Annotated in this window: 22 protein-coding genes; 8 read left to right on the plus strand and 14 right to left on the minus strand. The window is 64.7% G+C overall.

Annotated features, from left to right (window positions below):
• Window positions 1-20 precede the first annotated feature (20 nt).
• Window positions 21-1,445, plus strand: a complete 1,425-nt coding sequence (locus A5791_RS15620) for an NAD(P)-binding protein (RefSeq protein WP_067238424.1) — start codon at window positions 21-23, stop codon at window positions 1,443-1,445.
• A gap of 34 nt (window positions 1,446-1,479) precedes the next feature.
• Window positions 1,480-2,229, plus strand: a complete 750-nt coding sequence (locus A5791_RS15625; RefSeq protein WP_067238662.1) for an acyl-[acyl-carrier-protein] thioesterase — start codon at window positions 1,480-1,482, stop codon at window positions 2,227-2,229.
• Here the strand turns inward: A5791_RS15625 and A5791_RS15630 are convergent.
• Together A5791_RS15630 and A5791_RS15635 are read right to left on the minus strand one after the other, a co-directional pair.
• On the minus strand, window positions 2,226-3,050 hold the full coding sequence (locus A5791_RS15630; RefSeq protein ID WP_067238427.1) for a hypothetical protein: 825 nt from the start codon (window positions 3,048-3,050) through the stop codon (window positions 2,226-2,228). The two genes, A5791_RS15625 and A5791_RS15630, sit on opposite strands and share 4 nt — an antisense overlap.
• Window positions 3,047-3,673 carry a TetR/AcrR family transcriptional regulator gene (locus tag A5791_RS15635; protein WP_067238430.1) on the minus strand — a complete coding sequence of 209 codons (627 nt, stop codon included), beginning with the start codon at window positions 3,671-3,673 and terminating at the stop codon, window positions 3,047-3,049. Before A5791_RS15635 ends, A5791_RS15630 begins: the two co-directional genes overlap by 4 nt.
• A gap of 150 nt (window positions 3,674-3,823) precedes the next feature.
• Here A5791_RS15635 and A5791_RS15640 point away from each other — a divergent pair, with 150 nt between their 5' ends.
• Entirely contained in the window at window positions 3,824-5,137 is a 1,314-nt protein-coding gene (locus tag A5791_RS15640; RefSeq protein WP_067238433.1) for an acyltransferase, read from the plus strand.
• Between the two features lie 154 nt (window positions 5,138-5,291).
• Here the strand turns inward: A5791_RS15640 and A5791_RS15645 are convergent, their stop codons facing one another.
• Window positions 5,292-5,939, minus strand: coding sequence for a TetR/AcrR family transcriptional regulator (locus tag A5791_RS15645; protein ID WP_067238666.1), 648 nt, complete (start codon window positions 5,937-5,939; stop codon window positions 5,292-5,294).
• A 134-nt stretch (window positions 5,940-6,073) separates the two neighbouring features.
• On the opposite strand from A5791_RS15645, the gene A5791_RS15650 reads away from it, so the two are divergent.
• Genes A5791_RS15650 through A5791_RS15660 form a run of 3 tightly spaced genes read left to right on the plus strand, consistent with a single transcriptional unit; the run spans window position 6,074 to window position 9,674 of the window.
• Entirely contained in the window at window positions 6,074-7,207 is a 1,134-nt protein-coding gene (locus tag A5791_RS15650) for a VOC family protein (RefSeq protein ID WP_369828084.1), read from the plus strand.
• On the plus strand, window positions 7,204-8,136 hold the full coding sequence (locus A5791_RS15655) for a fumarylacetoacetate hydrolase family protein (protein WP_067238436.1): 933 nt from the start codon (window positions 7,204-7,206) through the stop codon (window positions 8,134-8,136). The genes A5791_RS15650 and A5791_RS15655 overlap by 4 nt, the downstream gene beginning before the upstream one ends.
• The gene (locus A5791_RS15660; RefSeq protein ID WP_067238440.1) at window positions 8,133-9,674 is read left to right on the plus strand and encodes a bifunctional 3-(3-hydroxy-phenyl)propionate/3-hydroxycinnamic acid hydroxylase; all 1,542 of its coding nucleotides are present in this window, start codon (window positions 8,133-8,135) and stop codon (window positions 9,672-9,674) included. The genes A5791_RS15655 and A5791_RS15660 overlap by 4 nt, the downstream gene beginning before the upstream one ends.
• Window positions 9,675-9,727: 53 nt before the next feature.
• Here the strand turns inward: A5791_RS15660 and A5791_RS15665 are convergent, their stop codons facing one another.
• From A5791_RS15665 to A5791_RS15700, 8 genes are all read right to left on the minus strand, one after another.
• Window positions 9,728-10,621 (minus strand): universal stress protein, encoded by an 894-nt coding sequence (locus A5791_RS15665; RefSeq protein ID WP_067238672.1) that lies wholly within the window; start codon window positions 10,619-10,621, stop codon window positions 9,728-9,730.
• A gap of 70 nt (window positions 10,622-10,691) precedes the next feature.
• Window positions 10,692-11,582, minus strand: a complete 891-nt coding sequence (locus A5791_RS15670) for a universal stress protein (RefSeq protein WP_067238443.1) — start codon at window positions 11,580-11,582, stop codon at window positions 10,692-10,694.
• A gap of 101 nt (window positions 11,583-11,683) precedes the next feature.
• Window positions 11,684-12,511: a DUF3097 domain-containing protein gene (locus A5791_RS15675; RefSeq protein ID WP_067238676.1), complete on the minus strand. Its 828-nt coding sequence runs from the start codon at window positions 12,509-12,511 to the stop codon at window positions 11,684-11,686.
• Between the two features lie 124 nt (window positions 12,512-12,635).
• Window positions 12,636-13,742, minus strand: a complete 1,107-nt coding sequence (locus A5791_RS15680) for an ABC transporter ATP-binding protein (RefSeq protein WP_067238444.1) — start codon at window positions 13,740-13,742, stop codon at window positions 12,636-12,638.
• A gap of 1 nt (window position 13,743) precedes the next feature.
• A complete protein-coding gene (locus tag A5791_RS15685) occupies window positions 13,744-14,565 on the minus strand; it encodes a carbohydrate ABC transporter permease (RefSeq protein WP_369828085.1) in 822 nt (273 codons plus the stop codon).
• A gap of 16 nt (window positions 14,566-14,581) precedes the next feature.
• Window positions 14,582-15,523 carry a carbohydrate ABC transporter permease gene (locus A5791_RS15690; RefSeq protein WP_067238448.1) on the minus strand — a complete coding sequence of 314 codons (942 nt, stop codon included), beginning with the start codon at window positions 15,521-15,523 and terminating at the stop codon, window positions 14,582-14,584.
• A complete protein-coding gene (locus tag A5791_RS15695) occupies window positions 15,520-16,842 on the minus strand; it encodes a sugar ABC transporter substrate-binding protein (protein WP_067238451.1) in 1,323 nt (440 codons plus the stop codon). The genes A5791_RS15690 and A5791_RS15695 overlap by 4 nt, the downstream gene beginning before the upstream one ends.
• A gap of 88 nt (window positions 16,843-16,930) precedes the next feature.
• Entirely contained in the window at window positions 16,931-17,827 is an 897-nt protein-coding gene (locus A5791_RS15700) for a sigma-70 family RNA polymerase sigma factor (RefSeq protein ID WP_067238454.1), read from the minus strand.
• Window positions 17,828-17,905: 78 nt separating this feature from the next.
• Between A5791_RS15700 and A5791_RS15705 the strand changes: the two genes are divergently transcribed.
• Window positions 17,906-18,262, plus strand: a complete 357-nt coding sequence (locus tag A5791_RS15705; RefSeq protein ID WP_197504699.1) for a DoxX family protein — start codon at window positions 17,906-17,908, stop codon at window positions 18,260-18,262.
• Between the two features lie 36 nt (window positions 18,263-18,298).
• Here A5791_RS15705 and A5791_RS15710 read toward each other — a convergent pair whose 3' ends face one another.
• Both A5791_RS15710 and pncA read right to left on the minus strand, forming a co-directional pair.
• Complete coding sequence (locus A5791_RS15710) at window positions 18,299-19,099, minus strand: ketosteroid isomerase family protein (RefSeq protein WP_067238458.1); 801 nt, start codon at window positions 19,097-19,099, stop codon at window positions 18,299-18,301.
• Window positions 19,099-19,659: a pyrazinamidase PncA gene (gene pncA / locus A5791_RS15715; protein ID WP_067238461.1), complete on the minus strand. Its 561-nt coding sequence runs from the start codon at window positions 19,657-19,659 to the stop codon at window positions 19,099-19,101. Before pncA ends, A5791_RS15710 begins: the two co-directional genes overlap by 1 nt.
• 94 nt (window positions 19,660-19,753) lie before the next feature.
• On the opposite strand from pncA, the gene A5791_RS15720 reads away from it, so the two are divergent.
• Entirely contained in the window at window positions 19,754-20,803 is a 1,050-nt protein-coding gene (locus A5791_RS15720; protein WP_067238464.1) for a DoxX family protein, read from the plus strand.
• Here A5791_RS15720 and A5791_RS15725 read toward each other — a convergent pair whose 3' ends face one another.
• A complete protein-coding gene (locus tag A5791_RS15725) occupies window positions 20,804-21,307 on the minus strand; it encodes a gluconokinase (RefSeq protein ID WP_067238466.1) in 504 nt (167 codons plus the stop codon). It lies immediately after the preceding gene.
• Between the last annotated feature and the right edge of the window lie 2 nt (window positions 21,308-21,309).

Consider the following 21,309-nt stretch of genomic DNA (forward strand, 5'->3'; position numbering starts at 1 on the left):
CCGCATAGAAGGGGGCGCCTATGACGGTGCCGGCGAAGAGCATCGAGGCCGACTACCTGGTGATCGGTGCCGGAGCCATGGGAATGGCGTTCACGGACACGCTGGTCACCGAATCCGAGGCACGCGTGGTGATTGTCGACCGTTCCCACCAACCGGGCGGACACTGGAACGCCGCCTACCCGTTCGTGCGACTGCATCAACCGTCGGCCTATTACGGTGTCAATTCAAGGGCATTGGGCGACAACAGGATCGACGCCGTCGGCTGGAACAAGGGGTTGGGCGAACTCGCCCCGGTCGGCGAGATATGCGCCTACTTCGACGCGGTCATGCAGCAGCAATTTCTTCCCACCGGCCGGGTTGAATACTTCCCGATGAGCCAGTACCTCGGCGACGGGCGGCTCCGGACGATGGCGGGTACCGAATATGTCGTCACAGTAGATAAGCGAGTCGTCGACGCGACCTACTTGCGCGCGATCGTGCCATCGATGCGACCCGCTCCCTATTCGGTCGCACCCGGCATCGACTGCGTTCCCCCTAACGACCTCCCGAAATACGCTCCCCGCGAGCGGTACGTGATCGTCGGCGCCGGCAAAACCGGCATGGATATTTGTCTGTGGCTACTGCGAAACGGCGTCAGTCCAGACAAGCTGACCTGGATCATGCCTCGCGATTCCTGGATGATGGACCGGGCGACGCTGCAGCCGGGCCCGACGTTCATCAAGCAGTTCCGGGACAGCTACGGCGCGACTCTCGAAGCAATCGCGGCGGCGACGTCAACCGACGATCTATTCGATCGGCTGGAAAGCGCCGGAACTTTGTTGCGGCTCGACCCCTCGATACGGCCGACCATGTATCGGTGTGCGATCGTGTCTCGGCTGGAGTTCGAACAATTGCGCCGCATCAAGGACATCGTCAGGATGGGCCACGTCCAACACATCGAGCCCACCGCGATCGTCCTGGACGGCGGATCGATCACGTCGTCCCCGTCGGCCCTGTATATCGATTGCACAGCCGACGGGGCGCCGCAGCGTCCGGCTAAGCCGGTTTTCGACGGCGACCACCTCACCCTGCAGGCGGTGCGGGGTTGCCAGCAGGTGTTCAGCGCCGCGTTCATCGCCCACGTCGAAACGGCCTACCACACTGACGAGCTGAAAAACGAACTCTGCACCCCGATTCCGCACCCGGATCGCGACCTGGACTGGATGCGGCTGACCCACTCCGATCTGCGCAACCAGCGTCGCTGGCTGGACGACGAAGAACTGACCGACTGGCTCAGCACGGCACGCCTGAACCTGCTCGCCGAACTGCTCCCGCCGCTGTCGGACAAGCCGCGGGTGCGGGCGCGCGTGGTGTCGATGTTCCAGGCGAAACTCGATACCGCCATGGAGCAACTGGAAAAGCTGCTGAGCGAGCACAGTCTCGAAATCACAGATGAGCAACGCTAGAGGAGCGACCGTGTCCGAAATCCCCGAGCCGGACATGCCACTCGTCGGACTGCCCAACTCGGGGTACGTCTACGAAACCGGTTGGCGACTGGCCACAACGGATATCGACGAACGCAAACGCTTGCGCCTCGACGGCGTGGCGCGCTACATCCAGGAAGTCGGCGCCGAACACCTCGCCGATGCCAAACTGGCCGACGTCCATCCGCACTGGATCGTCCTGCGAACTGTCATCGACGTCGTGCAACCCATCGAAATTCCGAATGACATCACCTTCCGCCGTTGGTGTGCAGCGCTTTCCACGCGCTGGTGCAACATGCGCGTTCAGCTGCAGGGTTCCGACGGCGGACGAATAGAGACCGAGGGTTTCTGGATCTGCATGAACAAAGACACCCTGACCCCCTCGCGTCTTTCCGAGGATTGCATCGCGCGTTTCGGTAGCACCACCGACAACCACCGGCTCAGGTGGCGTCCGTGGCTCACCGAGCCGGTCGGTATGGGCTGCGATGGCAAAGACGGCACCGTTACGCCATTTCCGCTGCGTCGCACCGACATTGACCATTTCGAACACGTCAACAACACCATCTACTGGCATGGCGTGCACGAGATCCTCGGCCAGGCAACGGAACTGGAAAACGTGCCGTATCGCGCCGTGCTCGAATACCGCAGCCCGATCAAACTAGGCGAGTCGGTGACCATCCATTCCGAGCGTCACCGCGACACCCTGCGCATGCACTTCACGGTCGGCGACGACGTACGCGCCGCCGCGCTGGTGCGTAAATTTTAGGGATAGGCCGCAACGCAGGCGTCATTGGACAGACCCGACGCGAGCTCCTCGATGTCGAACGGCCGGCCCAGCCGCGCCCGCAGTTTGGCCGGATCAATGAGCAGGCTGATCTCGGCAGTTTGGCGAGCAAACAGGCGTCCGATGAACGGGTAGAGCCGGCGCATCAATGCCCGTTCCGCGGCAGTGCAACGCGCCGCGCAGTAGCCGACGTGGCCGATCTCGTCGGTGAGGATGTCGTTGTAGAGCCGCTCGATCCGGGCGGCGACATCCGGTTCGTCGGCGAACAACTCGGCGCCGATACGTCGCAGCTCGTCGAACATCACGCAGCCGGCCATTTCCGCGGCGCCCACGACGGCGAAGCTTAAGCGTTCGGGCAGAAAGACATTGAGCTTGACGAACTGACGCATGATCAGCGGCGGCGGGTTCACGTGGAATGGCAGACCGAAGATGTCCAGCACGTAGGCGAGCAGACGGGTGTGATAGTGCTCCTCGAGTTCCATGTACACCCGCTCCGGTAGGGTGTCGTCACCACTGTTGCGCCCATAGGTCTCCCCCAACCCCACACCGAACCTTTCCGCCTGGTTCAGCTTCGCGGTGGCCAACAGGAACAGCATGTCCCGGCCGACACCCGGTTCGGGCCGGCGACGAGAAAGATTGCGCGCGAACACTTCTCGATCGATGCGACGCGCCGAGCGGACCGGGTCGGCTTCGAGCGCGGCGAAGAATTCCTCGCGGTTGGCCAGGCGGCGATTCAGCAGATCCGCCTCGCCGTCGCGGCGCGCCAGGTAAACGCGGTAACCGTCAATGCCCATAGCGCTCATCGCTTCTCCATTCCTTTGATTACGGTCGTCACATAGCGATCCAGCAGCGCGGTTCGCGCCCGGGACGCTGATATGCCGGTGGCCAGCAACGCGAATAGGCCGGTCAGGAAAATCACGCCGAGCTCACCTGCATCGGCATCCTGCGGTACCCGTCCCGCAGCCTGTGCCTGGCCGATTACGCGGATGACGAACTCGGCCAGGGGGTGCTCCCCTAGTTGATCTTCGACGGGCCGCGCGGGCGAGAAGTGCAGGCCCAGCATGTCTCGGAAAACCAAGGGCCCCAACCGTCGCTCCGCGGCGACGACCTGGCGCACCAGCAGCTTCAACACCGACATCAGATCGGGATTTTCGGTTGGCGAGTTGAGTTTCGACACGATCTTGAACTCTTCAGCCCGCTCCAGTTCGACCAGCACGTGCTCTTTGGTCGGGAAGTGGAAGTAGACGGTACCGCGTGACACTCCCGCCGCCGAGGCGATCGCCGCGACGTCCGCACCGGACAAGCCAGATTTCCCGATCTCTGCCAGCGCTGCCTCGAACACCCGCGCCCGAGTCTGCAGCCGCTGTGCATCCCGCGCCCGCATAACCGGCGAAGCGGATTGTGCAGCGGAGGTCGTCGTGGCCATGGTTGCACTCTACGAATTTCATTGCCAGCTGTCAATGACGACCGTCAGCGAATGTTTTGGCGCGGCAATGAGGCGTTGCGCGCCTGTGCCCCACTGCGGACGAACGGGTACCGTGACGCTCGTGCACCGCGTTGACCCCCCGGCGATGTGATGGACCGCGTGAGCACTGCTCGGCCGGTCCGCGACCTCGCTGTCGACTACTACCGGGTATCTGGCGTCATCCTTATCGTGTTGGGTCACTGGCTGGCCGGGTCGGTGACTTATCAGGACGGACAATTCGGCCGCCAGAACCCTCTTGTGGATCAGCCCTGGACGCAATGGCTGACGTGGCCCTTCCAGGCGGTCCCGGTGTTCTTTCTGGTGGCTGGTTACGCCGGTGCGGTGTCGTGGACGCATCGCAGCGGCGAGGGCATGAAGCGCCCGGTGTGGCTTCGGCACCGGCTGGCCCGAGTGCTGGGGCCGACCGCGGTGTACGTCGGGATGGTGTCGGCGATCGTGGAGGTCGCCGACGTCGTTGGCGTGGACGGTTCCACGCTGTCATATGCCGGGTGGGCAGTCGCGATGCACCTGTGGTTCCTTGCGGTCTATTTGATTGTGGTGTCGCTGACGCCCGTTGCCGTTGCGGCACATCGCCGTTGGGGATTGTGGGTGCCGACGGCACTGGCGGTGGGGGTCGCGGTGGTGGACGCGGCGTCGGTGGGCGCCCATGTGCCCTACATCGGCTGGCTGAACTACCTCCTGTGCTGGGGCGCCCTCTACCAACTCGGAATCGCTTGGCACGAAGGGCTATTGGCCGGCCGCAGAGCCGTGTTACTCGCTGTCGGGTCGGCGTTCGCGCTGGCGCTGCTGATCGGGCTCGGGCCGTACCCGGTCAGCATGATCGGCGTTCCCGGTCAACCCGTGCAAAACGGCGAGCCGCCCTCGGCGGCGATGCTGGCGTTCGCGTGCGCACAAGCCGGAATCGCGATAATGCTTGCGCCCGCGCTCAACCGCGCCCTGCGTCCCGCCCGTGTGCGGCGGGTGTTGTCCGTGGCCAACAACAACATCATGGCCCTGTATCTGTGGCACATGATTCCCGTTGTCATTGTGGCGGTTGTCGCCTACCCGGCCGGACTGTTGCCACAACCGGCCGAGGGAACCGCCCAGTGGTGGCTGGCGCGGCTGGGGTGGGTGATGATTCTCAGCTTCGTGACGGCAATCGAACTGGTGCTGTTGTGGTGGGGCCGAGGCTTTTTCGCGGCTCCCCTGCGCATGTTCGGTGTGCCGATCACGCAACGCTGGGCTGAACCGGTCACCCTGGCCGGTGCCGCGACCGCGGCGTATGGGCTGGCGTTCTTCGCGGCCAAAGGTTTTGCCCCCGATGGCCACTTTTCGTGGGTGACCGCGCTGCTCTTCGCTTGCGGTGTACTGCTGGCGGCATTGCGCCCGAAGGTTCAGGCGCCGCGCCCGGCAGGTCGGTGTTGACGTATCGACCATGTGGCCGTCGCGCCGGGTTTCCATGTGAGTCTTGGGCTCTGGGCGTGAATCCTGGGCTTTGGGCGTGCAAGCTGGGCGGAAGTTCGCGAAGGATTCGCGCCCCACAGTCACACGGAACGCCCTCAGTACACAATCGAAACCGTCAATAGGAGCCGAGGTCCGGCAGTGGCCGTTGGCAGACGGCATGCGCCTCGTCGGCACTGAGCCCGAACAAGCGCAACACGTTTTCGGTCATCGCGTCGGCCGCCGACGCGGCCTCACGATCGGGATCTTCCCGCAGCAGCACACCGAGCCCTAACAACGCGCCACCAGCGGTGGCCAATGCCAATTGCGGGTCTGCGATCCGAAACCGCCCGGCCGCGGCGGCAGCCTCGATGTCCCGCAAGGCACGGGGGGCCAGACCACGATCCGACGACAGCAACGCCGGTCCGTTGGCCAGCAAGATTTCGCTCTCCCGCGGACGCTCGCGTAAAAGCCGCCCCGTCAACCGGAAACTGGTGGCAAACGTTTCAGCAGGGTCTTCGATCGACGCGGTGAGCTCGTCGAGCAGCGTACCGTGCGCGTCCAGCACATCTGCCACAGCCGCCTCGAACAACTGCTCCTTGCTCTCGAAGTGGTTGTAGAAGGAGCCCATCCCCACATCGGCGGCCCGGGTGATCTCGAGGACAGGGACATTCGTTTTGCCTTCGGCGATCAACTGTTGGGCAGCCTTGACCAGCGCCGACCGGGTGCGCTGTTTCCGGCGCTCCAGCCGGTTGGGCGGCGCTGACTCGTATGACCTGGCGCTCATCGTGGCCTCCATTCCACAACCAGATCTTGGTATTATGCCTCACTTCTGAGGAATTCGTCAGAATCTATTGACTGAGCGTGGCCGCGTATGTGACGATTTCGTCAGTTAGCGTGATCGGAGAAGCGATGACACCGATGGTCGGCTCCCGCGGGGCCCAACACAAGGATCTGCACAGCGAGCAGGGAGGTCTCCGAGGTGAACACCCAGGCCGGTCGCGGAATCCGGTAATCAAAGTCGCCGACATCGCCTGGCTGGAGTTCGAGAAGCCCGACCTGATCCGCGCCGAGGCCTTCGCCCGGGCTTTCGGCTTCCAGACCGCACGACGCGACCCAGCCGAACTTCAGCTCCGCGGTACCGACGCGGGTGCGCCGTGCATGATGGTGCGCCGCGGCCAACGCACGCGGTTTACCGGCGTTGCCTTTCGGGCGTGCGACGAGGTCGACGTGCTGCGTCTGGCAGAGGCGTCTGGCGCTACCGCCCGACCGCTGCCGGACAGTGTGGGTGGCCTGTCGGTCGACTTGGTCGACCCCAGCGGGGTTCTGGTGCGGGTGGTCGCGGGAATGCATCACCTGCCGGAACTTCCGGCACAGCAACCGCACATCTTCAACTTCGGGCACGAAACCCTGCGCACCAACGCCACCCAGCGTCCCCCGCACGCGCCGGCGCGGGTGCAGCGCCTGGGCCACGTGGTGCTGCAGTCGACGAAATACCTGCAGTCGCTGGACTGGTATCTGGACAACTTGGGGATGATCGTCAGCGACTTCCTATTCTTTCCGGGCCAGCGCCGTCGGGGTCCGACGCTGAGTTTTATCCGCTGCGATCGCGGGTCGGAACCGGCGGATCACCACACGTTGGCGATAGCTTTGGGTCCGGCTAGTCGCTACGTCCACTCGGCGTATCAGGTCAGCGATCTTGACGCCCTGGCCGCAGGCGGCGAATACCTCAGCGACCGTGGCTATTTCCGGTCTTGGGGAATCGGCAGGCATATCCAGGGCAGTCAGATCTTCGACTACTGGCGCGATCCCGACGGCTTCCTCGTCGAGCATTTCACCGACGGCGACATGTTCGACAACACGCTCGAACCGGGCTGGGCTCCCTTCACCGCATCCGGGTTAGCCCAATGGGGTCCGCCTGTGACCAAGGACTTTCTTGGGACCAACCCCAGATCGGCTCGTCACGAAGTCGTTTCGATCATGAGGGCGCTTCGCCAAAGCAATGAGTTCGATATCAACCGCCTTACCGGCCTACTGAAAGTGCCGACATCGTGACCGTTTCCGTACTTCGCACCGCCGACGCCTGGTGGGTCAAGACCCCGCACGGAGCCGCGCGGATCGACACCACGGCGACCACGACCGGTCAGCTGTTGGACGACCGTGCCGCGGTGGACGCCGCCGGCGCCGACGCTGTCGATCTGGACAGTCTGCAGCTGGTCTCGCCGGTGACCAGGCCGTGCCGGGTGGTGGCTCAGATGACCAACTTCGAGTCGCACGTCAGAGACGCTGGCATGGACCCGGCCACGATCCCATTGACCTTTTTCCGCAAGGCTTCTGCCTCGATCAACGGACCGTTCGATGACATCGTCAAGCCCCGTCATGTTTCGCTGCTGGACTACGAGGTGGAGATCGGGTTAGTCATCGGTCGCAAAATGCCCGTTGGGACAGAGGTTTCCGATGCGAACCTCGCCGAGTTCATCGCCGGCCTGGTTGTTACCAACGACATATCGGCGCGCGACATCCAGCTCCCCCAGACTCAGTTCTACGAGGCCAAATCGTATCCGACGTTCACCCCAGTCGGCCCGGAGCTGGTGCTGTTGAGCCCCGACGAGCTCAAGCGTTTCGGCGAGCTGCGGTTGCGCCTGAGTGTCAACGGCAAAGAGCGGCAAAACGCACTGGTCGAAGGAGACATGCTGTATCGGCCGCTGCAGGCGCTTCAGTCGCTCACTCAGTTCCAGGAACTCGCGCCGGGTGACCTGCTGCTCACCGGAACTCCCGTCGGCACCGCCCTGAGTGCGCCGCCGAAGCCGGTCCAGATCATCGGTAACCTCTTGCCACCGGCCGTCAAATGGAAGGCGTTCTTCAAAAGCCAGGCCAACAACCCGAAGTATCTCAAGCACGGAGATGTTGTGGAGGCGTCGGTGGCGACCGACGACGGAAGCATCAACCTCGGAACTCAGCGCGCCACAGTGCGATTCGCATGAGCGTTGACGCGATTCGGCATGTGCCCGTCGTCGTGGTAGGCGCCGGACCGACCGGAATCACCGCCGCCACACTACTGGCGAAGTACGGCGTCGAGTGCCTCGTTCTCGACCGTTGGCCGGGCGTGTACCCGCAGCCCCGCGCCGTACATCTGGACGATGAGATCTACCGCGTTATAGCCCATCTCGGCATGGCCGACGAATTCTCCGCGATTTCACGCCCCACGCTCGGTTTGCGGCTACTCGACAACCAGTCACATCGTTTTCGTGTCCTTGCCGAATTCCGCCGTGATCCGTCGCGCAGCGTCCACGGTTTCCCGCAGGCCAACATGTTCGACCAACCGGAGTTGGAGGGGTTGTTGCGGGCAAACCTCAAGCGCTACCGGAAAGCCGAATTGCGCGGCAACGCTGAGGTGATTGACATAGACGACCAGGATGGCTCCGCGCGCATCACGTTCGTCGACCGCACCGACGGACAGGTTCAGGTAGTGGAGGCCGACTACCTACTGGGTTGCGACGGCGCTAACAGCATGGTGCGCAACCAGATCGGTGCATCAATGCAGGATTTGAAGTTCGAACAGCGCTGGCTGGTCGTTGACGTGGACACCGACGCCGACCTACACCAGTGGGATGGCGTGTATCAAGTGTGCGATCCGGTTCGCGCGGGTACCTACATGCGGATCGGACATGCCCGCTATCGATGGGAGTTTCGGTTGCTGGCCGGCGAAAATGCCGCTGACTTTGCCACACTGACTGGCCTGCGACCGCTCATTGCCCCCTGGATCGGTGACGTCGAGGACGGCGAATTGACGCTATTGCGCGTCGCGGAGTACACCTTTCGCGCCCAGCTCGCCGATCGCTGGCGTCGCGGCAACATTTTCATCCTGGGCGATGCCGCCCACCTCACTCCTCCGTTCATCGGTCAGGGCATGGGAGCGGGCATACGGGATGCCGTGAACTTGGCCTGGAAGGTGGCCGGGGTTTATCACGGCACCCTCGCGGCAGACGTTCTCGACACCTACGAGCAAGAGCGCAAGCCGCACACCCGTCAGTTGATTCGCCTCGCGCTCACTGTCGGCCGGTCGATGACCGGTGGCGGCCGAGCCGGCGACCTGCTGCGCCGAGTGGCACTGCCCCGGCTGCGGCTGGTCCCGGGTCTGCGCGACAAGGTGGTCGATTCCGCCACGCCGGCACTGCATCGTTCCAAACTGGTGCTGAAGTCCCGCCGGCCGGGTCAGCTTGCCGGCACATTATGTCCCAATCCTGCACTGCCGCAAGGCCAGAGGCTCGACGACGTACTCGGCACGGGTTTCGCCTTGATCACCGCCAGTCCCCTGAGCCGGCGCGACAGCGCAAACCTATTAGAGCGCAACGTCACCGTGCTGGTTGCCCAACCCGGCAGCGAACTGCAACGGTGGCTGCGCCGCGGACGAGCAACCGCCGCGGTCGTACGTCCCGACCGGACGATCATGTGCGCCGGACGCGACACCGCAGCCTTGTGCGCAGCTGTAGCGTCCCGGGTGAGACGCACGCGCAATTGAACCCTTCTTCGCCACGTTTCACGTCGGGCGCCCGTGGAATTCTTACGCCTACGTCAAGCTGGAGACGGTCGGGCCACAATCACCGGCATTCGTACCGCATGCACAACCGCATTGCTGACCGAACCCAGCAGCATGCCGGTCAAACCACCACGACCGTGACTGCCGACGACGACAAGCTGTGCGGAGTCCGACTTTTCGACGAGTTGCCGCGCCGGCCGATCGCAGACGACCAGCCGGTGTACCGTCACGTCCGGATAACCTTCCTGGTAGCCGGCCAGGCGCTCGGCCAGGCTGCGTTCCGCCTCAGCCTGCACCGCCGACCAATCCAGGCCCGGAAGCTCGAACACGCTGACGTCACTCCACGCGTGCAGCGCAATCAAGTCGACCCCACGGCGCGACGATTCGTCGAACGCGATCGCCGTCGCGAGTTCCGAAGCCGGCGAACCGTCGATTCCCAGCAGCACGGGGGCGCGCCGCGGATAGGGCATCAGCGGGTCTTCGTCGCGGACGACCGCGACGGGACAGTGCGCGTGGCGCACCACGCTGGAACTGACCGAACCGAGCAGACCGCGGGCCAGCAGACCCCGGCCTGAACAGCCCACCACCAACATCTCAGCGTTACTGGACATTTCAACCAGAGCCGGCACCGGGGTCGAATATACGACCTCAGTCTTGATCGTGATCTTCCGGTTGGCACGCGCTGTGTCTTCGGCGATTCTGATGGCGTCGGCGATAACCTGGCGGCCCTCGGAATCCAGCCATAGGCCCAGCGTCTCGGGGTACGGGATCGGCGGCCAGGTCGCGACCGCGGTGTTGACCACGTGGACGACGGTCAGCGCAACGTTTCTCATCGCGGCCTCACGCGCCGCCCAACAGACGGCTGCATTGGAAGCGGGTGAGCCGTCGGCGCCGACGACTATCCCCAGGGGCCTTATCGCTGACGACATTTCGACCACCCCCACAGGCTACCGAGCTGCGAGGGTGACCACTTATGCCGAAATCCCCTATTTGCAGGGACTAAATACCTTTGGCGGGCGCGACGATCACCGGAATTCTTGCTGCCTGGGCTACCGCCGAACTCACTGAGCCCAGGCGCATCCCGGGGAATCCGCCGCGGCCGCGACTGCCGAGCACCACAAGTTGCGCGCTCTCACACTGCTCGAGCAGCCAACGGGCGGGCGTGTCGCAGACCAGCTCTCGTCGTACCTGGACGTCCGGGTACTGCTCTTGCCGACCGGCCAGGCGTTCGGCCAGCACTTCCTCTCCGTTGCGTTCGCGATCGCGCCAGTCCATGCCCAGCACCGGAAACACGCCGACATCGCTCCAGGCGTGCAGGGCGACAAGCTCTGCCCCTCGGCGGGAGGCTTCGTCGAACGCCAACGCCGTGGCGGTCTCCGACGCCGCCGACCCGTCGATGCCCACCACGACCGCACCGTCGGTGCGCGGTGGTACGCCGCCGTCGGAGTGCACAACCGCGACTGGGCCATGCGCGTGCTGCAGCACCGCCGTACTTACCGAGCCCAGCAGCAGTCGTCCTAACCCGCTCATCCCCACACTGCCGACGACGATCATCGAGGCTTCCCGGGAAGCCTCGACCAGAGTCGGCGATACGGCGGAGTAGGCCTGCTCGGTGCGCACCTGTAGCCCCGCGGAGTCACCCAAGCTCGTGCTCAACGCCTTGCGGGCCCGGTCGATGACGCGCTGTGCATCGTCTTTCTGCCAGTCCGGCATCTCCGTGTAGAGTCGGCCCACTGGCCAGCCGACAATTATCGGGGCGACAACATGGAACAGCGTGACAGGCACGTTGCGCATGACACCTTCACGAGCGGCCCACACTACCGCCGCATCGGATTCCGCTGATCCGTCGACGCCGACTAGTATCCCGTATTTCGTTGTCGGGTCCAGCATCTCGCTCCTTGCCGTGCACACTGCGCCGCCGGCCGCATGCAGTCCTGGTTGAAATCTACTCGACTACGAATTCGCCACCGACTGCGGCGATCCCCGCGAGCTTACGCCGCCGTGACAAAGTCGATGAGTTCTTCGACCCTGCCGATCAGCGCCGGCTCCAGATCGTTCCAGTCGCGCACGCGCGAACGGATGCGCCGCCAGGCCCTGGCTATGTCGGCCTGGCCGGCGTGCGGCATGCCGAGGGCATGGCATGCGCCGTGTTTCCATTCCATGTGCCGCGGCACGCTGGGCCAGGCCGTCAGGCCAAGCCGCTGCGGCTTCACGGCCTGCCAGATGTCGACATACGGGTGGCCGACCACCAGGGTGTCCGTCCCGCCCGGTCCGCGGCGAACCGCGTCGGCGATCCGCGCCTCCTTGGACCCCGAGACGAGGTGGTCGACGAGAACGCCCAGTCGGCGCCGCGGACCGGGCCCGAACTCGGCCACGAGGTCCACCAGGTCGTCTACCCCACCAAGCTGCTCGACGACCACACCCTCGATGCGCAGATCCTCGCCCCATACTTGCGCGACGAGTTCGGCGTCATGGCGGCCCTCGACGTAGATCCGACTGGCGCGGGCCACCCGTGCGCGCGCACCCGGCACCGCGACCGATCCCGAAGCCGTCCGATCCTGGCCGGCAGGCGCCGCACCGCGTGGTCGCGTCAGGATGACCGGACGCCCTTCCAGCAGATAGCCGGGCCCCAGGGGAAAGCCGCGAGTGCGGCCGCGCCGGTCTTCCAGGTAGAGGCGGCCATATTCGACACGGACCACCGCGCCGACGTACCCACTCTCGACGTCCTCGACAACCAGACCGATCTCGGCGGGTTGTTCCGTCGAACGCGGTTTGCGCCTACCAGGCGCCAGGACGTCGGTTCCATAGCGATCCAGCACGCGGAAATAGTAGAAGCGTTGGGGCAAAACATCGTTGCGACGCGCCACAAGTCGGGTGTAGTGCCGGGTCACCGGTGCGCGAGCAGACGTAGAATCGCACGTTTGGGCACGAAATTGTGCGATTCTACGTCTGCTCGCGAGAAGGTGGGGCGACCCGCTCGCGCAGCATCCGGCGGCCATCCACCGCAAAGAAATGCAGATGTCCAGGGTGCGGATGCAGGCGCACCCGAGTGCCTTTCTCGGGCGGGTTATGCCCGTCGGCGCGCGCGACGATCGGTTGGCCGATCACCTTACCCGAACCTGTGATCCGCCCGTACAGGTAAGCGTCCGCGCCCAGTTCCTCGACCACGTCGACCTCCATTTCGACGCCGACGCTGCCCAATTCGAAATGCTCGGGGCGCACCCCGACGACAACTTCGGCTGCCGAACTCGCGATCTCGCGGGGCAACTGGATCAGCCAATCTCCGAGCGCCACAGACGATTCGACGACAGGCATGGTGAACAGGTTCATCGCCGGGGACCCGATGAACCCCGCGACAAACACATTGGCGGGATTGCGGTAAAGCTCGCGAGGCGCCGCGAACTGCTGCAGCACGCCGTCGTTGAGGACGGCAACGCGATCGCCCATCGTCATGGCCTCCACTTGGTCGTGGGTCACGTACACCGTTGTGGTGCCGAGTTGGCGTTGCAATGCCGCGATCTGATTGCGAGTTTGGACCCGCAGCTTGGCGTCGAGATTGGACAGCGGCTCGTCCATCAGAAACACCTGGGGACGCCGCACGATCGCACGCCCCATCGCCACCCGCTGACGTTGCCCGCCGGAAAGGTCCTTGGGCTTCCGATCCAGATACGGTTGCAGGTCAAGCAATTTCGCCGCAGCCAGCACCCGGTCGCTGATCTCACTCCTAGGGGTCTTGGCGATCTTCAGCGCAAAACCCATGTTCTGCGCCACCGTCATGTGTGGGTACAGCGCGTAGTTCTGAAAGACCATGGCGACGTCGCGGTCCTTGGGATCGGCATGCGTGACGTCGCGGTCCCCGATGCGGATGGCCCCGAAATCCACGGTTTCCAAACCGGCGACCATCCGCAGCGACGTCGTCTTTCCGCAACCGGATGGCCCGACCAGAACGACGAATTCGCCGTCGCTGACAGCCAAATCGAGGCGATCCAGCGCCGGTCGCCCCGTACCGGGGAACGTGCGCGTCGCCTGCTCGAAACTTACCGAAGCCATCTCAGCCGCCCAATCCGGTGACGGCGATGCCGCGGATGAAGGATCGCTGGGCGATCGCGTAGATGATGACCAACGGCAACAGGATCAGCATCGAGGTGGCCATCAACACCGGCCACCGCGCCACATATTCACCCCGCATCCGAACCAGACCAAGAGTCAGCGTGGCCAAGCTGTTGCGTTGCAGCATCAGCAGCGGCCACAGAAAATCGTTCCACACGTTGACCCACGTGAGTACGGCCAGCACCATCACCGCGGGCCGGGCATGAGGCAGCAGGATTCTCCAGTAGATCTGCCATGGGGAGCAACCGTCGAGTATCGCCGCTTCCTCGAGATCGGCCGGAAGGGTGGCGAAGAACTGCCGCATGAGGTAGGTGCCGAATGCGCTGCCGAACAAGCCCGGCACGATCATCGCCCAGGGAGTGTCGACCCAACCCACCATCCGCATCAGGATGAATTGCGGGATGACGGTCACCGTCAACGGAACCATCAGCGTGGCCAGATACAAGACGAACAACGCGTCGCGGCCGCGAAAGTCCAGTCGTGCGAAGGCATATCCGGCCAGCGAGCAGAAGAACACCTGCCCGGCGGTGACGCATCCGGCATAGAGCACGGTGTTGAAGAACATCCGGCCGAACGGCATCAACTGAAATACCTCTAAGTAGTTGGACCAGCGCGGGTGAGCGGGCAGCAGTCTAGGCTCGCTGATCTCCCCTTCCTTCTTCAGTGAACCCGACACCGCCCACACGATCGGAAACAAGGCACACCATGCGATGCCGAGCAAAACGGTGTACACGAGAACCGCACGCAAAACCTTGCGGGTCAGTACGCGCTCAGGACGCTCAGCTGAGACCACGGGAAGCCTCCCAAGACCGCCGCCGAGTGAGCCGCAATTGCAGCACGGTCAACACCAGCAGGATCGCGAACATCACCCACGCCAGTGCGGAGGCGTAGCCGAATTCCAGGAACGAGAACGCGTGCTGGAACAGCATGATCCCCAGGACGTAAGTGGCGGTTTCCGGTCCGCCGTTGGCGCCGTTGAGGACATAGACCAAGTCAAACGCCTGAAACGCGTGGATGATCGAGATGACCACCACGAACGAGATCGCCCCGCGAATCAATGGCACCGTGATGGACACAAACTGCCGAACTTCGCCCGCACCATCGATTTTGGCCGCCTCGTAGACGGTTTCCGGAACGCCCTGCATCGCCGCCAGCAAGATCACGGTGGCGAACGGCACGGCCCGCCACACACTGACCAGGCATAGCGAAACCATCGCCCACCTGGGTTCGACCAGCCATGGGATGGGGTGGATTCCGACCCAGCCGAGCATGATGTTGAGCAGCCCGCTGTCGGTGTTGAACACGAATTGCCAGATGACCGCCATCACCACCGACGAGATGGCCAACGGCAGAAATACGATGGTCCGAAAGATGCCGATACCCTTGATTTTTCGGTTCAGCATCCCGGCCACCAAGAGGCTGATGAGGAGCGTCGGCACCACGGTCCCGACGGTGTAGATCACCGAATTGCGCAATGCGATGAGAAACAGCGGATCCGAAGTGAACAACTCGTGGAAATTCTTCAGTCCCACGAACTTCGTCGACGTGAACACGTCCCATCGCTGAAAGCTCATGTACAGCGAGAAGCCGAGCGGGAACAACATGAACACCGTCACTGCCGCCAGGTTGGGTGCGACGAACATCCGGCCCGCCCACGCGCGTCGGCGTGACGAGCGCCTTTTCGCGACGGCGGGCGCGGCGGCGGTGTCGGTCGATGTCATGGGTTTCGCAGGACTTCTTCCGTGGCGCGCGATAGCGCGATCAGCGATGTCGCCGGCCGGGTTCCGCGCAGCACCGGCCCGAAGTTGCGGTCCATCAAGGCGACGACCTTTTCCCAAGCCGGAGTGATCGGCAGGCCGCCCGAGTAGGCGGGCCCTTCGGTGAGCACGGCGAGGTTGCCGACCCTGCGGTGAGCATTGGCGAATCCGTCGGAGTTCAAGGCCGACCGCAGTACCGGGACGAACAGGCAGGACTCACCGATCAAGGCCTGGCCGACCGGGCCGGCCGCGAATTTGACGAATTCCCAGGCCCGTTCCTTGCGTCGGCTGCTCGCGGAGATGGCCAGCCCGGTCGCCCCGATATCCGAGCAGGCCGGCCGGTCCTTGCGCCCCGGACCGATCGGCAACGAGGTGACGTCGAAATCGAGCCCCTCGGCGCGGATGAATGTCTGGTAGCGCCAATGCCCACCCAGCGCCATCGCCGCTTTGCCGACCGCAAACAGGTCCGGCGTTGACATCGACTGTGTCTCCGACGCGTTGGGCGCCACCCTGTGTTTGTTGGACAGGTCGGCGTAGAACTGCACGGCGTCGACGAACGCGTCGTCACCGAAGTTGAGATGGGTCGGGTTCGTCCGCGGATTGGCCCACGCCACACCGTTGTTCATGGCGAACAAGCCCGCGGAGTAGAACGAGACCCAGGTGTTGACGAATCCCCATTGGGTAGCCCGGCCCGATCGGTCCCGTTTGGTGAGGGCCTTCGCGGCCTCGAGGAATTCGCCGAAGCTCCATGGCTTTTCCCATGTGGCGGGCGGGGACGGGACCCCGGCCTCGGCGAACAGCCGTTTGTTGTAGAACAGATAGTTGCCCGACCATTGCTCGGGAAACGCGTAGTGGCCGCTGTTGAACGTGAACGTTTCATAGAGTTCTCCGATGCTGTCGGTCTTCAGTTGGGTTGCGAACGCTTTGTCCTTCGCCAGGAAGGTGTTGAGGTCCAGCAACACCCCGCGGTCGGCGAGTTCGGCGTAGGTCAGCTCCCACGCCATCAGCACATCCGGGCACCTGCCGCCGGCGCAGAACGTCGACAGCTGTTGCATCACCCCCGGCCCGGACAGCACCGGCCGAACCTTGATCCCCGGATGGCGGCGCTGGAATTCGTCGACGATACGCATCCGGGCGGCGGCTTCGTCCGGATTGGCCGCGAAGAAAAAGGTCAACGCATCGTCGTCGGGAGCGCAGCCGGCCGCCCACGACGGAAGCGACGCCGCGGCGAGCGCACCGGCTCCCCGCAGCAGGCTCCTGCGTCCGAACGGCCTATCGAACATGATGTCCCGATCCTGGTCCGTCGCTGGTCAACCCGCCAGCGTTTGAGAACCTTGGTACCGGACTGGGCTGTGGTCTGCCTGAGGATCGTCAGCCCGGCAACGTGAGAACGGCCCGGTGCACATCGGCGGTGATGTCGATTGAGCGGATCCGGTCGTCGTCGTCGAACCCGATCCGGAGCAGCGTGTGCGCGCGTCCTGCCGGTGCGACTGCAATACCCGGGACTCCGTCGATCAACAGCACGGCACCCAGCTGCGCGCGCTGGGCGAACAGTCGGGTCTCCTCGGCGACCTCCCTGGCCCCGCGCAGCTCCGTCGGCACAAGGTCGGGATCCAGGTCGGGAACCAGCACGCGGTCGACCCGGCGGACGACGTCGGGGGCCAGCAGATCGAGCAACGTCGCAATGTCACCACCGCGCGAGGCCGCCATGAACGCGTCGACGATCTCGACGTGCTTGGCCATCCGCGGCGGCTGAGCCACACGATCCGCATGTACTCGACCACGGGCCCGGCTGGCGAGCTTTTTCGCGGCCGCAGGCGACCGGTCCAAAAGATCGGCGATGGTCTCGAACGGCACGGCGAACACGTCGTGCAACACGAAAGCCACCCGCTGGGCGGGCGAGAGCCGATCGAGAACGACGAGCAGCGCGCGGCCGACCGAGTCCACCAGTAATGCGTCCTCGTCGGCCGGTGCGGCCACTCTCCCGGTCACTCGGTCCAGTTCTTCCGGCCCCGCCAGCGGCCACTCGGCTCGACGCTTGCGAGCTTTGAGCTGGTCAAGGGCCTCGCGCGCGGTGATCGTCGTCAACCAGCCGGTGAGGTTGTCGACGACGCCGAAATCCGAGCGGCTGGCTCTCAGCCACGCCGATTGCACCGCGTCGTCGGCGTCGGCGACGGAGCCGAGCAGCTGGAACGCGACCGATCTGAGGTGTCGCCGGTCCGCATCGAACCGTCGCGCCAACTCGGCGACATCTTTCGGTGCTTGCATGGGTCACCTTTCCAGCGCAGGAGTCGTCAAGAAGACGACACAACCTTCAACCGATGTCCTGCAGAGGAGACCAACACCATGACCATAGACACCGTTTTCATCGCGGTCACGGCCACCACCGCCGTCGTCACCGCGGGAATCGCCATAGCCGACTTCGTTCCTGCCGATTTCGTGCTGGCCAACTCGGCCGAGGTCGGTGTGCCGCGGCCGTGGTTACCGGCACTCGGGGCGGCCAAACTGGCCGGTGCCGTCGGACTGGTCATCGGGCTTCTTGGCTTGCGGGCGTTGGGAATTGCCGCCGCGGCCGGTCTGGTTTTGTTCTTCGTCGGCGCGGTCGTGACCCACCTGAGGGCCAAGGTTCTCTACAACATCGCCTTTCCGGGCGCCTACTTACTGCTGTCGACGGCGTCGCTGGCGCTGATGGTGGCCCATTGAGCAGTGTTCGGCGTTGAGCCATGGCCAGCAGCGCGATCAGGCCGGAAAGTAGCGAAGCCGGTTGATGCTGTTGCCCCGCCCCGCCGTGTCGGCGAACAGGATGCCGCGCCCGTGAGTCGAGTTGAGCCCGACCGTGACCGTAGGTCCCGCGCCGTTGATCTTGGTCCAGCTGGAACCTTTGAGTTGTTCGATGAGTTCGATGATGTCAAACGGCTCGCCGTCGCCCAAAGTAATTGGCGCAGTGGAGGATAGCGCACGCAGCGCCGCGGACTTGTCGGCCCGCGCGACGGCTTGCAGGAAATTTTCCACCAGGCGCTTGTGGCGCGCGCCCGGACGGCGAAAGCCCGCCAGGAAACCCGCGGCGCCACCCACGCCCTGATTGCTCAACAAACCTCTGGACAGTTTCACGGCAGGGGCCAGCGCGGACCGTCCGGATCGCAGGAACTGCAGCATCATGGCAGGCAACTCCCAATAAGCCCGTAGTCGGGCGATTTTCCACTCGCCGTTGACCTCTCGGAGGTCGTACCGGAGAAACGCGGGAATGTACATCGTCACGCCCGGACCCATCGCCACCTCCAGTTCGAGATCGCGCAACACGGTGGAGCCGGAAACGATATCGAGGTCACGATGAAATTTGATGTCCCGCGGACCGATGAAGGTGTCATAGAAGCGCTCGATCCGCTCATGCCCCACGTGCGGCTGCGATCCCACCGGGTCTTCGACCTGGGCGTCGCTGGTGAACAGCTGCACCCAGCCGTTGCGGTCGTGCGCGGCGGCTGCCTGCGGGGATCGCTCCACTGTGGCCAACAGATCGTCGCGATTCTTCGGTGCTGCCATCAGCCGCTCCCGGCCAACGCGACGCCGGCTCCGCGCATCTCCACCAGAGCCTTTTCAGTGGTATCGGCCGACACCCCAGCTGTCAGGTGCACCAGAACCCGGGTGGCCAAGCCGGCTCTTGCGGCGTCCACGGCGGTGCGCCGGACGCAGTGATCAGTGGCCAGCCCCACTATGTCGACCTGGTCGACTTCGCGCTGGCGCAGCCATTCGCGCAGCGGGGTCCCGTGCTCGTCGACGCCTTCGAAGCCGCTGTAGCCGGCGTCGTAGGCGCCTTTCCGGAAGACCACTTCGATGGGGCCGGTGTCGAGGTCGGGGTGAAACTCCGCACCCGGGGTGTCGGCGATGCAATGCGGTGGCCACGACGACGAGAAGTCGGGCCGGTCAGAGAAATGGTCTCCCGGGTCGATGTGGAAGTCCTTGGTAGCCAGCACATGCTGATAACCCGGGTCACCGGCCAGGTAGTTGTTGATCGCGCGGGCCACCGCAGCGCCGCCGGTGACCGCCAGCGAACCCCCTTCGCAGAAATCGTTCTGCACGTCGACGATGATCAGGGCCCGCACACGACAACCCTAGCCTCGGGAGAGGCTCGAGATAGCCCTGCCACCTGCAGTCCTGGGATTGTTTGCCAGTCAGCCAGTGGGGTAATCCACGGCAATGTTGATCCGTAGAATCGCGCGACCCATGCTGTCGGCAGTGTTCATCGGCCAGGGAGTGGATTCCCTGCTCAACCCCAAGCGGGCGGCGCAAGCCGCCGCGCCTGCGGTAGACGGCCTGCGTTCCATGCCAGATGCGGTGAGCAGCAACGTTCCGAGCGACCCCGAGACGTTCGCAAAGATCAACGCGGCCGTCCAGATCGGCGGCGGGCTGCTGCTGGCCGCCGGCCGGATGCCCCGCGTCGCCTCGGCCGCGCTGGCGCTGACCGTGATACCCGCCAACCTCGGCGCGCACATGTTCTGGACTGAATCCGATCCCGACCGCAAAGCCGAGCAGCGGCGTGCTTTCTTGGCCGACGTCAGCCTGCTGGGCGGGCTGATCATCGCCTCGGCCGATACCGAGGGCAAGCCGTCGCTGGGGTGGCGCGGTCGCCGGGCCGCCGAACGGCTTTCTGGGGCGGTGACCTCGGCGCTGCCTGGTTCTGACGACGGCCTGCTCGACTCGGACCTCGGCGAGAGGATCGTGCACGGCCTGCAGGCCGGCGCCGAGCGCGGTCGCGAACTCGCCAGCACAGCGGCCGAACGCAGCGCGCCATATGCCGAAGCCGCGCTCGAGCGTGGCCGCGAACTGGCCAGCACCGCAGCCGAACGCAGCGCGCCGTACGCCGAAGCCGCGCTCGAACGTGGCCGCGAACTGGCCAGCACCGCCGCCGAACGCAGCGCGCCGCTGGCCAAGAAAGCACGCAAGCGCTCCAAGAAGCTGGCCCGTACCGCCCGGGAGCGTGGCCTGGACCTCGCCGAAACCACCCGGGAACGCGGGCTGGACCTGGCCGAAGCCGCCAGGGAACGCGGGCTGGACCTCGCCGAGATTGCCCGCGAGCGCGGGCTGGACCTCGCCGATACCGCACGCCACCAGGGCAGCCAGTTCGCCGACACGGCGGTGGCGCGTGGCAGTGCATGGGCCGATGCCGCGCGGGACCGTATCGACGAAGTGGGCAGCGATGGCCGCACCCGCAAACTCCGGCGTAAGGTCAAGCGCCGTTTGCGCTAGCTAGCGTTCGGCATCCGGCGCGGCGCCGGCGGGGAAAGCCTCGACGATGGACTGAACGTCCAGGCCGGCATCGACGGTGACCCCCGCCTCGTCTTCACCGAGCGGTTCCAGGGCATCGAATTGCGACCGCAGCAGCTCGGCAGGCATGAAATGGTCTGGTCTGCCAGCCAATCGGCGCTGAATCATCTCTGGAGAACCGCTGAGGTGCAGAAACCGGGTGCCCGCGCAGTGCTGGCGCAGCTGGTCGCGGTACTTGCGTTTGAGCGCCGAACAACTCGCCACGCCGCCGTCGGCATGGTCGGCCAGCCAGTCACCGACCCGTTCCAGCCAGGGGTAGCGATCGTCGTCGTCGAGCGGTTGCCCCGCGGTCATTTTCGCGATATTGGCCGGCGGGTGCAGGCTGTCGGCGTCAACGAAGGGCACCCGAAGCCGTCGCGCGAGAGCGGCACCCACCGTCGACTTGCCCGAGCCGGCGACACCCATCACCACGACTGTCTTGGACATGT

Source organism: Mycobacterium sp. 852002-51163_SCH5372311, assembly GCF_001667115.1.
Classification (GTDB): domain Bacteria; phylum Actinomycetota; class Actinomycetes; order Mycobacteriales; family Mycobacteriaceae; genus Mycobacterium.